Origin of the sequence: Achromobacter ruhlandii (genome assembly GCF_902859695.1) — a bacterium.
GTDB lineage: Bacteria > Pseudomonadota > Gammaproteobacteria > Burkholderiales > Burkholderiaceae_B > Achromobacter > Achromobacter ruhlandii.
Genome location: NZ_CADIJL010000008.1, coordinates 97,532 through 110,457, shown reverse-complemented (window position 1 = coordinate 110,457; position 12,926 = coordinate 97,532). Strand labels below are relative to the sequence as shown.

The window sequence follows — 12,926 nt, the reverse complement described above, 5'->3', positions numbered from 1 at the left end:
TCAGGATCCGAATGCCCGGCCGAAGGTGGGCGAGTGGATAGTCTCGAGCGTCCTCCCCTTGCCCAGGTACATATGGACCCCACAGGGCAAACAGGGATCAAAACTGCGCACGGTGCGCATGATGTCGATGCCTTTGAATTTGCCCGGTTCGTTTTCTTCGAAGATCGGTGTGTTCTGCACCGCATCCTCATAGGGGCCCGGTGTGCCATAGATATCCCGCGGGCTGGCGTTCCAACAGGTAGGTGGGTAGGGATGGTAGTTGGCGATCTTCCCATCGCGGATCACCATGTGGTGGGACAGCACGCCGCGCACCGCCTCGTGAAAGCCACAGCCAATGGCCTCCTGCGGGACCTTGAACGCGGTCCAGGTCTCGGTCCGGCCTGCGCGGACCTCCTCCAAGGCCTGCTCGACGAAATAAAGTGCCGCCGCCGCCGCATATGCCTGAAAATAGGTGCGCGCGCGATCGCGCTCGAGGGCGTTGCTCCACTGTGGGATCTTCCACTCGAGTTCGACCTCTGGCAGCAACGCGGTCTTCGGCAGATAGATCTTTACGCTTTGGCCGGTCGCTTTGATGTACCCGATATCCACCAGCCCGGCCAGGGCCGTCACCCACAGCCGGGCGATGGCCCCCCCGCCGGTATCCAGCGCCAGGTGATCACCGCTGCGCTTGTCGAGCCAGCGCGGCGACATGACCCAGGTGTACTTGTCGTTGAAATCGCGCTTCTGTGGTCGTGGAAGGGTAGTCTGATTCCAGGGATGGAGCTGATCCACCGGGTTACCCAGAGGGTCGGTCTTAACGAAGACCTTCCCGCCATCCCAATCGTCATAGAAGGAGCTGCCCAGCAGGATGCGAATCTGCAGGTTGATCTCCACCAGGTCGGTGCTGATCAGTTCGCCGTCGACCACCACCCCCGGGGTGACGAACATGGAGCGCCCCCATTGGCTCATCGTCTTGTAGTCGTAGTCACAGACCACAGGGTTCTGGAACGCCCCCCAGCAACCGAGCAGTATCCGCCGCTTACCCACCTCTTCGTAGCCTGGCAGGGCTTGGTAGAAAAAGTCGAACAAGTCATCGTGTAGGGGCACCACCTTCTTCATGAACTCCACGTACTTCATCAGCCGCGTCAGATAATCAGTGAACACTTGGACCGTGGCCACCGTCCCCACGCCACCAGGATAGAGCGTCGAGGGGTGGACGTGGCGCCCTTCCATCAGGCAGAACATCTCCCGGGTCAGACGACTCATCTGCAGGGATTCGCGGTAGAAGTCGCCGCTGAAGGGATTGAGGGCCTGCATGATGTCGGCGATGGTACGATAGCCGTGCAGATGCGCATGGGGTGCCTCGGTCTGCTCGGCTTGGATCAGCAGGCCCGGGTTGGTTTCCTTGACCATCTGCGCGCAGAAGTCGACTCCCACCAGGTTGTCCTGATAGAGGCAGTGATCGAACATGTACTCGGCGGCCTCGCCGAGGTTGATGATCCACTCGGCCAGAGGCGGCGGCTTCACCCCGAAGGCCATGTTCTGGGTATACACCGCGCAGGTGGCGTGATTGTCGCCGCAGATGCCGCAGATGCGGCTGGTGATGAAGTGGGCATCCCGCGGGTCCTTGTTGCGCATGAAGACGCTGTAGCCGCGAAAGATGGATGAGGTGCTGTGGCACTCCGCAACGCGGCGATTCTGGAAGTCGATCTTGGTGTAGATGCCCAGGCTCCCCACGATCCGTGTGATCGGATCCCAGCTCATCTCCACCAGCTTGTTCGGGGTGATGGTCCTGGTCGGTCCGGTTTGCGGCTCAGTGGACATGGTCTTTCTCCCAGGCTTGGCCAAGGCTGCTGCAGCTCGTTATTTCGTCTTGTACCCGGTGGTCAGCTCCGGACGCTTGTGGCGCCACTTGGGCTCCTTGTTGAGGGTGGAGTTGGTGAGCCTGCGCAGCGCCCGGATCAGCCGGCCGTAAGGTTGGATCAGGTTCGAGGACAGGGCGGCCCCGGGGGGCGGGTCCATGAAGGGCATGAACTTGTCCGGAAACCCGGGCATCGTACAACCAATGCAGATGCCGCCCACGTTGGGGCAGCCGCCGATGCCATCCATCCAGCCTCGCCTCGGGACGTTGCACTGCACCACGGGCCCCCAGCACCCCAGTTTGACAATGCACTTGGGCGAGCCGTACTCCCTGGCGAAGTTCGCCTCCTCGTAGTAGCCACCTCGAGGGCAGTTGTCGTGCACGCTCCTGCCGAACAACCACTTGGGCCTCAGGGCTTGGTCCAGCGGGATCATGGGGGCGCGCCCGGCGAGCTGATAGAGCAGATACAGGAGCGTTTCCATGAAGTTGTCCGGCTGGACCGGGCAGCCGGGGACATTGACGATGGGGATACCGATCTTCGACTTCCAGTCCCAACCCAGGTAATCGGCCAGGCCCATGCAGCCAGTGGGATTACCGGCCATGGCGTGAATCCCACCGTAGGTGGCACAGGTGCCAGCACCCACTACGGCCAGGGCCTTGGGGGCCAGACGATCCAGCCACTCTGCGGTGGTGATGGGCTGCCCGGTCTTTTCGTCCACGCCCATGGCGGCCCAGTAACCCTCGGACTTGATCCGTTCATTGGGGATGGAGCCTTCGACCACCAGGATGAAGTTCTCGATCTCGCCCCGGTCGGCCTTGTGCCAGTAGGCCATCAACTCGTCGCCGTTCTCATAGGCGAGGACCGGGTTATGCAAGTGGACCTTCGGGAGTCCGGGGATCGCTCCCAGGACAATGTCCTCGATACTGGGCTGGGTGGCAGCGGTGATGGAGATGGTATCGCCGTCGCAGCCGAGCCCCGCCGTGATCCACAGGATGTGGACTTCTGCCACGGCGGGTGGGGGTTGGGTTTTGCGCCCACAGGGGCTGGAGGATACCTCTGCCATGGCGCGCCCTCCTCTGAGATCATGTGGCGTCGGGGCCTACCGCCACGGCGGTGCGGCTGAGCAATGTTTAGGCAAAACTCCAACGCTTAGATCAAGACTAGTGTAACAATGAAAAAATACAAGATCCCGTTGGGAGAGGATGTGCTTGAAGGTAATGGCGCCGGCGGTTGAGCAATTGCCGGGCCTGGTGGAGGTGACCCTGGCCGGGATGCCGCCGGTGGGGTTGACGTCAACAGAATGGACGCCGGAACCGGGCGATACGCTTCGCCTACACCGTCTTTGACGCCGGCTACGGCCATCTGCCCTGGATGCTGCGCGCCCTTGCTGAGGAACGGGAAACCTTTCTGGCAGAAGTGCATTCCGATCAGACCGTCTATCTCGCCGACCCGGCGCCGGCCGTGCCGGAACGCCGCTCGTTGCGGGGCAAGGCGCCGAGCCGCCCGCAGGCACGGACGGCGCCCCTGACAGTGGCCGCGTGGGCGGCAGCCCAGCCCGCCTCCCGCTGGCGCCGCCTTTCGGTGCGCGAAGGTGAGCAGGGCGAGGTCGTCGCCGGCTATCTCAAGCAGCGGGTGTGGCTCTGGGATGGCGAGGAATCGCGGGCGCATTGCTGGCATCTCCCGATGCGCCGGGAAAGTCCCCGAGCCGAGCGCCGCGATCACCACCCGCAGCACGCCCCAAAGCGGGCAAACGGGTTTTGATGCGGGCAAGAAGGTCAAGGGACGCAAGCGCCACCTCGTGGTCGATACGCTGGGGCTGTTGCTGGCCGTCACGATCACCGCCGCCAGCGTGCAGGACCGAGATGCCGCTGCGCCGGTCGTGGCGCAGGCCTGCGCCAAGATTCCTGGCCTGAAGAAGCTCTATGCCGAAGCGCGCGCACGATGTCATGCTCGCTGGCCTTGACCCGACCGTGACGGTGCCGTGCCAAGAGCGCGGGGTCGCGCTGCCCGGCAACGATGTCGCGGATGATGGCCTGGCCCGTCATCCCCATTACATCGGTCAGGACTTCGCCGAGTTGGATGTTCATCTGCACCAGGGCCTTTTGCATGCGAAGCACCCACGAGGCTTGCTCGGCGAGCAGCACTTCGCGCTGACGCACCACCGCACGCGCCACGCACACCTCATTGCCCGGCCGGAACGCCGCGCGCAGCAGCCCCAGGCTCATCAACTTCTGCAGCTACTGGCAGTCCTGCACGTCGCTCTTGCGCCCCGGCACGTACTTCATCTGCCGGGCGTCGACCAGCCACACCTTCAGACCGCGCTGCTCCAGGACCTCGTACAGTGGAATCCAGTACACGCCAGTGGATTCCAGCGCCACCGTGTCGACGCCGCACGCCAGCAGCCAGTCGGCCAGTGCGCTCAGATCGTCGGTCATCGTGCCGAACTCCCGCACAGGCTCGCTCGCCGAATGCCGCGGCACGGCCACCCAATGACTCGACGCGCCCACATCGATACCCGCCGCATTGGGGAAGCGGGGTATCCGGATGAGTGCGGCGATGCTAGCACGCCCCGATGGCGACGACTGGATCGCGGCCGAGGCCGCAAGCGGGAAAGGACTACCCAAAGGACTACGCTGATTTTCTCGGCTGGTTCCCTGATGATGCTGCCTGCCTCGATTATCTGGACTGGTTGCGTTGGCCGGACGGTTTTTCCTGCCCGGGCTGTTCTGGAGATGCGGGATGGCGCATGAGTGATGGCCGTTGGTGGTGTAAAGCGTGCCGTCGCAGGATTTCGGCAACGGCGGGCACAATCTTCCATCGCACGAAAACGCCCCTCACCATATGGTTCGCCGCCGCTTGGCACATGACAGCAGCGAAAAACGGGGGTTCGGCCAAAACGCTCCATCGCCTTATGGGGTTTGGATCCTACGAAACTGCTTGGGCGATGCTGCACCGATTTCGTGGTGCCATTGGGCACGCTGAACGCACGCGACTTTCCGGCGATGTGGAGGTGGATGAAACGATGATTGGCGGTGCTCGCCCCCAAAAACGCGGGAGAGGCGCTGCCGGCAAGGTTCTCGTTGCTGTGGCCGTGGAGCAGATCCCGCCAAAAGGATTCGGTCGCTGTCGCATTCAAGTCATTCCCAACGCGGAGGCTGATACGCTGCGATCCTTTCTCCTTACTCATATCATATAGAGCCCGGCGCCAAGATTCTCACCGACGGACTGGCCTCCTACCCGCTGGCAGCGGGGAGTGACTATGTTCATCGAAGCACATCCATCAAGGGCTCTGGCATGGACGCGCACGAAATTCTCCCCGGAGTCCACCGCGTGGCGTCTCTCGTGAAAAGGTGGCTGCTCGGCACCCACCAAGGTTCTTTCAGTGCGGATCATATGCAAGCCTACTTGGACGAGTTTACCTTCCGATTTAACCCCAGAGGTTCGCGCGCCAGGGGAATGCTCTTCTACCGACTCCTTGAGCAGTCGGTCGCTATGCATCCCATCTCCTGTCGAGACCTCGTGGCAAACCCGGGACCCAGAAAAGCAGGGGAAGATAGTCCTGCGCCTCCGTGCTCCGCAAAAAGCGCACCATCATCTCTCCACCTGGAAATTCCTCGCAGCCCATGGCGCCGCTAAGCAACCGCACTCATCCGGATACCCCGCTTTCAGAAAGGCTCCTGACCTCTACTTGCCCAGCAAATGGCCAAGAAACGCCTCGGCCACCGCCGATAAGTGCTTGCCCTTCGGATAGGCGACGTACCATTTGCGCATCAAAGGAAACCCCTGCACGTCGAGAGGTTGCACCAAGCCGCTGAGTCCTTCCAGCGCCAACGTGTAGCCGGAGAGCACGGACACGCCCAAGCCGCCGGCGATGGCCTGCTTGATCGCCTCGTTGCTGCCCAGTTCCAGGCGGACCTTGAGCTTGTGGCCGTGCTCGGCAAAATGCCGTTCAGTGGCGAGACGTGTCCCGGACCCGGGTTCGCGAAAAACGAACGGTTCCTCGGCGATACGTGCCATTGGAATTGCCTTCTCCCCGGCCAGGGGGTGATCGTTTCTCGCGATGACGACCAAGGGATTGTCGGCGATGGGAATGGCCGCCACGTCCATGCCCTCGGGCGGAGCACCGAGGATGGTCAGGTCATCCTCGTTGTTGGCGATGCGGGCCAGCAATTGCTCCCGGTTGCTGACGATCAGTTTCGCCTCGATTCCGGGGTAGTGGGCGCAGAACTCCCCGAGGAGACGTGGCAGCAGGTATTCGGCGGTGGTTACCATGGCGAGGCGAAGCCGCCCGCGCTTCAGCCCTTGCATGTCAGCCAGGCGCATCTCCAGGCAATCCAGCCCCTTGATCGTTTCCCGGCAGGTGGCGAGCACCTCGCGGCCAGCATCGGTGAGGTAAATCTGCTTGCCGATGCGCTCCAGAAGGGGGTGCCCGACGCCTTCCTCAAGTTGCTTGGCCTGGGTAAATACCGCCGGCTGGGTCAGGCGCAACTCTTCCGCCGCCCGCGTGTAGGAGCGGTGCCGAGCGACGGCTTCGAAGATACGGATCTGTCTCAGACTCAAGTGCATTAATTCATAATAGTGAATGATAAAGATAAAATCAATTAAGTTTTAATTAGTGCGCAACTTGCTCATACTTGCACCAGCCCGAATTTCATCGGGCGAGATTTCCGACAACATAGAGGAGAAACGAATGGCCGCAAAGACATACAACGCTGGCGTGAAGGAGTATCGCCAAACCTACTGGACCCCGGAATACACTCCGAAGGACACTGACCTTCTCGCCTGCTTCAAGGTCACCCCGCAGCCGGGCGTGGCCCGCGAGGAAGTCGCCGCCGCCGTGGCCGCCGAGTCGTCGACCGGCACCTGGACCACGGTGTGGACCGACCTGCTGACCGACCTCGACTACTACAAGGGCCGTGCCTACCGGATCGAGGACGTGCCGGGAGATGACACCTGCTTCTACGCCTTCGTGGCCTATCCGATCGACCTGTTCGAAGAGGGTTCCATCGTCAACGTGCTGACCTCCCTGGTTGGCAACGTCTTCGGCTTCAAGGCCCTGCGTGCCCTGCGCCTCGAGGACGTGCGCTTCCCCATCGCCTACGTCATGACCTGCGGCGGCCCGCCGCACGGTATCCAGGTCGAGCGCGACATCATGAACAAATACGGCCGGCCGCTGCTGGGCTGCACCATCAAGCCGAAGCTCGGCCTGTCGGCCAAGAACTACGGCCGCGCCGTCTATGAGTGCCTGCGTGGCGGCCTCGACTTCACCAAGGACGACGAGAACGTCAACAGCCAGCCCTTCATGCGCTGGAAGCAGCGTTTCGACTTCGTCCAGGAAGCGACCGAGAAGGCGCAGCGCGAAACCGGCGAACGCAAGGGCCACTACCTGAACGTCACCGCGCCGACGCCGGAAGAGATGTACAAGCGCGCCGAGTACGCCAAGGAAATCGGCGCGCCGATCATCATGCACGACTACCTGACCGGCGGCTTCTGCGCCAATACCGGCCTGGCCAACTGGTGCCGCGACAACGGCATGCTGCTGCACATCCACCGCGCCATGCACGCCGTGCTCGACCGCAACCCGCACCACGGCATTCACTTCCGCGTGCTGACCAAGTGCCTGCGCCTGTCCGGCGGCGACCACCTGCACTCGGGCACCGTCGTCGGCAAGCTGGAAGGCGACCGCGACGCGACGCTCGGCTGGATCGACATCATGCGCGACGACTTCATCAAGGAAGACCGCAGCCGCGGCATCATGTTCGACCAGGACTTCGGCTCCATGCCCGGCGTCATGCCGGTCGCCTCCGGCGGCATCCACGTCTGGCACATGCCTGCCTTGGTCACCATCTTCGGCGACGACTCGGTGCTGCAGTTCGGTGGCGGTACGCTCGGCCACCCCTGGGGCAACGCCGCCGGCGCCGCCGCCAACCGCGTCGCGCTGGAAGCCTGCGTCGAGGCGCGCAACAAGGGCGTCGCCGTCGAGAAGGAGGGCAAGAGCATCCTGACCGAGGCTGCCACGCACTCGCCCGAACTGAAGATCGCCATGGAAACGTGGAAAGAGATCAAGTTCGAGTTCGACACCGTCGACAAGCTGGACGTCGCCCACAAGTAATTCTTGCGCCGAGCGCATGACACCCCGGAGCCGCAATTGGCGACCCGGGATCAGGACCCAATTTGAAAGGAAATGAAATGTCTGACGTAATGGATTACAACTCCCGCCTTTCCGACCCCGCCAGCCGGAAGTTCGAAACTTTTTCCTACCTGCCCGCGATGGACGCGGCCAGCATCAAGAGGCAGGTCGAGTATCTGGTGAAGAAGGGCTGGAACCCGGCTATCGAGCATATCGAGCCTGAGTACCTGATGGACTCCTACTGGTACATGTGGAAGTTGCCGATGTTCGGTGAAACCGACGTCGATCGCGTTCTGGCCGAGGCCAAAGCCTGCCACAAGGCCAACCCCAACAACCACGTGCGCCTGGTCGGCTACGACAACTTCAAGCAGTCGCAAGGCGCGGCCATGGTGGTTTACCGCGGCAAGACGGTTTAAGTCGCTCGGCGGTTGGCAGTATCTGGCCCCCGCTGCGCGGCAAGCGCAATCGGGGGCTTTTTGTTTTCCAGGAGTTTGCCAACGAATGGTGCGCCGTCGAGTTCGCGTCATTCGTGGATAAATCCGCGTTCTCATCAAGGAGCCCCCGCATGAGCAATATCGTCGATCAATACCGCATCACCAAGGAACCCTACTATCGCGCCGTCGCCGACGAGGTCGAGTTGTTCGAAGCCGCCTACTCCGTGCGCATGCCGATGATGCTCAAGGGACCGACCGGCTGCGGCAAGACGCGCTTTGTCGAATACATGGCACACAAGCTGAACAAGCCGCTGATTACCGTCGCCTGCAACGAGGACATGACCGCCTCTGACCTGGTCGGCCGCTTCCTGCTCTCAGCCCAGGGCACCGAGTGGCAGGATGGCCCGCTGGCCATCGCCGCACGGCATGGTGCGATCTGCTACCTCGACGAAGTGGTCGAGGCGCGCCAGGACACCACCGTGGTGATCCACCCGCTGACCGACAACCGTCGAGTGCTGCCGCTGGAAAAGAAGGGCGAACTGGTCAATGCCCATCCCGATTTCCAGATCGTGATTTCCTACAACCCTGGCTACCAGTCCCTGATGAAGGATCTGAAGCAGTCGACCAAGCAGCGTTTCGGCGGTCTCGACTTCACCTATCCCGAGCACGCCATCGAAACCGAGGTCGTGGCGCATGAATCGGGGGCCAACGCCGACATCGCCGGCAAGCTGGTTTCGATTGCCGAACGCTCGCGCAACCTCAAGGGGCACGGCCTCGACGAAGGCCTGTCCACCCGCATGCTGATCTACGCCGGCTCGCTTATTGCCAAGGGTGTCAACCCGCAGGCCGCCTGCCGCGTCGCGCTGGTCCGCCCGATCACCGACGATCCCGACATGCGCGATGCGCTCGATGCTGCGGTAACCACCTTCTTCTAAAGGCAGCCTGCCATGTCATTCAATCTTGCTGATTATGCCGAATTGCTGGAGGACTTGTCGCCGCACAGCCAGAATGCGTTGCAGGCCAATTGGCACGAAGCGACCAAGGTGTTCTCGCCGCGTGGTCTGGACAACTACCTGAAGGGTGCGGCCGCCATTCGCGGACTCGGCAAGGGTGATTCGCTGGTGGAAACCTGGATCGAGAAAGCGCCGATGGTCGCCAAGGAGGTCGGCGAGGACGTTGTCGGCGACCTGGCTACTGCCTCCCTCGAACTGGCCTCGCGAACCTCGGGGACGGTGATCGAGCTGCTGCTCGCCACTTCGGCCATCGCCGCCAATCGGCTGGGTGATGCCGAACTTTTCATCAAGTACCTGCAGTTCATCAATACCCTGATCGCGCAAGCGCCGCGTGGCGTGCGGCCGATGCTGGACAAGCTGGAAGTCCTGTTCCAGCACCTCACCCTCGGTGGCCTGCGCCGTTGGGCGCTCTGGGGCGCCCATGCACACCGCACCAACTACGAAGAACAGATCCGCTATTTCAGCCTTGATTCCAAGGAGTCGATGGCGATGCTGCAGAAGGAGCGCAAGGGCACCCTGCTGGTAGATGTGCAGCGCCGCATCAACATGTATCTGCGCGCACTGTGGGCCCGCGACTTCTTCATGCGCCCCACGTCAGGCGACTTCGAGACCCGCGAAGGCTACCGCCCTTACATCGAGGACTACCTGCTGCACGTGCCGGATGCGTTCGACGATTTCACGGTCGAAGGTCAGGAGCCAGTGTCCGGTCTGGAGCTATATCGCGCCACGGCCGCCCATTGCGCCGCCCACGTGGTCGAGACGAAGCTGCCTATTTCCGCCGAGGCGCTCAATCCCATGCAGATCGCGGTGATCAGCGTCATCGAGGATGCGCGCGTGGAGACTCTCTCCATCCGGCGCTTTCCCGGCCTCAAGCAACTCTGGAGCAAGCTGCACACGGCCACGCCCGAGATGAATGGCAGCATGGGCGATTATCTCAACCGTCTTGCACGCGCCCTGCTTGATGAGTCATACAAGGACAAGGACCCGTGGATCGTCGAGGCCCGTGCGCTGTTCGCGCTCGCGCAGGAGAAGCTCGATAGCAACCTGACTTCATGGGATATTGGCGTCCAGCTTGCGCACAGCTTCGGCCAGAAACGGATTCCGTTCAATCCACGTACCGATTTGCTCACCGCCCCCTACCGCGACGACAACCGCTACTTCTGGGAGTTCGAGGAATTCGATTTCAACAAGGCAGCCAGTGCCGGCTACGAGTCCATCAAACAGGTGCGCAAGTACGTCAGCGTGATGGAAATGGCCAACGAGATCGATGTCGAGACGGCCGGCGACGATGCCGAGGAAATCTGGGTGCTCGGCACCGAGTTGTTCCCGTATGAAAACATCGGTGACGAGAGTGGCGGCAAGAGCTTCAACGAACTTGAAGGCAAGGAGCCGGTCTCCGACCCCTTCCATTATTCCGAATGGGATTACCAGATCCAGTTGGAGCGCCCGGCCTGGGCAACCGTGCTGGAAAAGCGTGCCAAGGCCGGCGACCTGCAGATCATCGAGGCGATTACCGCACAGTACAAGCGCGAAATCCATCGCATGAAATTCCTGCTCGACGCCATGCAGCCGCAGGGTGTGCAGCGCATCCGCCGCCTCGAGGACGGCGACGAGATCGACATCAACGCAGCGATCTCCAGCCTTACCGACATCCGCCTCGGCAACCAGCCCGATCCACGCATCATGATGCGTAGTGTGCGCAAGACCCGCGACTTTTCGATCCTGGTGTTGCTCGATCTGTCGGAATCGACCAACGAAAAAGTGCAGGACCAGGAATATTCGGTGCGCGAGCTCACCCAGCAGGCCTGCGTGCTGCTGGCCGACGCCATAAACAAGGTCGGCGACCCCTTTGCCATCCACGGCTTTTGTTCGGACGGACGCCACGATGTCGAGTACTACCGGTTCAAGGACTTCGACCAGCATTGGGACGAGACACCCAAGTCCCGGCTCGCCGGGATGACCGGGCAGCTGTCTACCCGGATGGGTGCAGCGATTCGACATGCCGGCCATCATTTGCAACTGCAGCGTTCGGCCAAGAAACTCCTGATCGTCATTACCGACGGCGAACCCGCCGACGTGGATGTGCGCGACCCGCAATACTTGCGCTACGACACCAAGAAGGCTGTGGAGGAGGTGGCAAAACTTGGTGTCACCACCTACTGCATGAGCCTGGACCCACGCGCTGATAATTACGTCTCACGAATTTTTGGCCAGAAGAACTACATGGTGGTGGATCATGTCCAGCGCCTGCCCGAGAAACTGCCGCTGCTGTATGCCGGCCTTACCCGATAGGAAAGACCATGGAAAACACATACCCCGGTTTATACAGCGACAAGCACGGCCTCACCCAACTCGGCCGCATCGTCCTCGACGGCTGGTTGTTCGGCCTGATACCGGAGACGGAGGATTGCTCCGGCTGGCAGGGCGGCCGCATGCAGGCCCTGATGGAACAGGTGCAGGTGGAATGGGACAAGTACAGCAACCTGCCCAGCCGCCTGCCGCCGGAGTTGCTCAAGCGGCATGTCGAAATTTATGACCGGGCCATTCAGACTGCCCGCGCCAAGGGCTGGGACCCGGAACTGGGCGAGGATGAGTGAGGAGAGCGGCCGACAATGTACGAGCGTCTGCGCGACTGTCCCGCTCTGAATGAATACTCCTCAAGCATCCCGGCACCAGTATGGAACGTTTGGCGGCGCTACTGGATGCGCGAGCCGGTGAAGACCTGCTTCGGTCTGGAAGATTTTCCGCCCATGTCCATGCTGCTCGACGACGGGGAGTGGGTGCTGGTTGATTCCAGCCTGTACGACATGCCTGTCATCTCCTGGACGGATTTTCAGGACAAAGGCCGTACCGCCTTGCATGAGCCGGTGGTTTGCACCGTGCGTGATTACCACCAAGGCGCAGCCAAGGTTCGCAACAAGGCACTGCTGCTGATGGCCGAGGAACTGGAAGCACGGTTGCGCAATGCGGTGCGCAAGACCCTGTGACGAGGGCTCTGGACACCTGCCGCAGATTGACGCCGGACTGACGCGATGACGCTCCAGGCGGTGATCTTCGATGTCGATGGCACGCTCGCGGATACCGAGGAGGTCCATCGTCAGGCGTTCAACGCGACGTTTCGCGAATTTGTCTTGCTTTCCACCACGCTGGCCGATTTGCCGCCTGACACCTTCGAGGTCATCGGCGCCGGCGAACAGGCGCTCGAAAAAAAACCCGCCCCGGACATCTACACTTGAGGAATGACGCAAATGCAACTGCCTGCGGCAAGCTGCCTCGCCGTCGAGGATTCGAAGAACGGCGTGCGTGCGGCACGTGGTGCCGGACTGCCAGTGCTGGTAACCGTCAATGCCTGGACGCGCGGGGAGGACTTCACCGGTGCAGTAGCCGTGCTGGAAGATCTCCGCGCGACCAACGTGTCTGCCTTGCGCTTGTGGCATGGAGGCGGCGCCTGATGCCGCTCGTGCGCATCAAGGACGGGCGTGATGCGAGTCCCGAACGGACCGTCCGC

General features: G+C 61.9%; 12 protein-coding genes and 3 pseudogenes. 11 read left to right on the top strand and 4 right to left on the bottom strand.

Features of this window, described 5'->3' with window-relative positions; all coding sequences use genetic code 11:
* Positions 1–1,803 (bottom strand): nickel-dependent hydrogenase large subunit, encoded by a 1,803-nt coding sequence (locus HV742_RS12505; protein WP_175145329.1) that lies wholly within the window; start codon positions 1,801–1,803, stop codon positions 1–3.
* A gap of 39 nt (positions 1,804–1,842) precedes the next feature.
* Positions 1,843–2,904 carry an NADH-quinone oxidoreductase subunit B family protein gene (locus HV742_RS12500; RefSeq protein ID WP_175145327.1) on the bottom strand — a complete coding sequence of 354 codons (1,062 nt, stop codon included), beginning with the start codon at positions 2,902–2,904 and terminating at the stop codon, positions 1,843–1,845.
* A 257-nt stretch (positions 2,905–3,161) separates the two neighbouring features.
* Between HV742_RS12500 and HV742_RS12495 the strand changes: the two genes are divergently transcribed.
* Together HV742_RS12495 and HV742_RS12490 are read left to right on the top strand one after the other, a co-directional pair.
* The gene (locus HV742_RS12495; RefSeq protein ID WP_175145503.1) at positions 3,162–3,602 is read left to right on the top strand and encodes a transposase; all 441 of its coding nucleotides are present in this window, start codon (positions 3,162–3,164) and stop codon (positions 3,600–3,602) included.
* Positions 3,535–3,774: pseudogene (locus HV742_RS12490) on the top strand (transposase); the annotation flags it as partial. The gene HV742_RS12495 and the pseudogene HV742_RS12490, both read left to right, overlap by 68 nt.
* Here HV742_RS12490 and HV742_RS12485 read toward each other — a convergent pair.
* Positions 3,770–4,399, bottom strand: a pseudogene (locus tag HV742_RS12485) (IS110 family RNA-guided transposase); the annotation flags it as partial. The pseudogenes HV742_RS12490 and HV742_RS12485 sit on opposite strands and share 5 nt — an antisense overlap.
* 14 nt (positions 4,400–4,413) lie before the next feature.
* Between HV742_RS12485 and HV742_RS12480 the strand changes: the two are divergent.
* Positions 4,414–5,477 (top strand): annotated as a pseudogene (locus tag HV742_RS12480) (IS1595 family transposase).
* 48 nt (positions 5,478–5,525) lie between these two features.
* Here HV742_RS12480 and HV742_RS12475 read toward each other — a convergent pair.
* Positions 5,526–6,407 carry a LysR family transcriptional regulator gene (locus tag HV742_RS12475; protein ID WP_011516248.1) on the bottom strand — a complete coding sequence of 294 codons (882 nt, stop codon included), beginning with the start codon at positions 6,405–6,407 and terminating at the stop codon, positions 5,526–5,528.
* Positions 6,408–6,531: 124 nt separating this feature from the next.
* On the opposite strand from HV742_RS12475, the gene HV742_RS12470 reads away from it, so the two are divergent.
* From HV742_RS12470 to HV742_RS32075, 8 genes are all read left to right on the top strand, one after another.
* Entirely contained in the window at positions 6,532–7,953 is a 1,422-nt protein-coding gene (locus tag HV742_RS12470; RefSeq protein ID WP_011516247.1) for a form I ribulose bisphosphate carboxylase large subunit, read from the top strand.
* Positions 7,954–8,030: 77 nt separating this feature from the next.
* Complete coding sequence (locus HV742_RS12465) at positions 8,031–8,387, top strand: ribulose bisphosphate carboxylase small subunit (protein ID WP_011516246.1); 357 nt, start codon at positions 8,031–8,033, stop codon at positions 8,385–8,387.
* 149 nt (positions 8,388–8,536) lie between these two features.
* A complete protein-coding gene (locus HV742_RS12460) occupies positions 8,537–9,340 on the top strand; it encodes a CbbQ/NirQ/NorQ/GpvN family protein (RefSeq protein WP_011516245.1) in 804 nt (267 codons plus the stop codon).
* A 12-nt stretch (positions 9,341–9,352) separates the two neighbouring features.
* Positions 9,353–11,710 (top strand): nitric oxide reductase activation protein NorD, encoded by a 2,358-nt coding sequence (locus HV742_RS12455; RefSeq protein WP_011516244.1) that lies wholly within the window; start codon positions 9,353–9,355, stop codon positions 11,708–11,710.
* Between the two features lie 8 nt (positions 11,711–11,718).
* A complete protein-coding gene (locus tag HV742_RS12450) occupies positions 11,719–12,015 on the top strand; it encodes a hypothetical protein (RefSeq protein ID WP_011516243.1) in 297 nt (98 codons plus the stop codon).
* A 15-nt stretch (positions 12,016–12,030) separates the two neighbouring features.
* On the top strand, positions 12,031–12,405 hold the full coding sequence (locus HV742_RS12445) for a hypothetical protein (protein ID WP_011516242.1): 375 nt from the start codon (positions 12,031–12,033) through the stop codon (positions 12,403–12,405).
* 45 nt (positions 12,406–12,450) lie between these two features.
* The gene (locus tag HV742_RS32080; protein ID WP_049799704.1) at positions 12,451–12,654 is read left to right on the top strand and encodes an HAD hydrolase-like protein; all 204 of its coding nucleotides are present in this window, start codon (positions 12,451–12,453) and stop codon (positions 12,652–12,654) included.
* A 12-nt stretch (positions 12,655–12,666) separates the two neighbouring features.
* Complete coding sequence (locus tag HV742_RS32075) at positions 12,667–12,870, top strand: HAD family hydrolase (RefSeq protein ID WP_049799700.1); 204 nt, start codon at positions 12,667–12,669, stop codon at positions 12,868–12,870.
* The last annotated feature ends 56 nt before the right edge of the window (positions 12,871–12,926 follow it).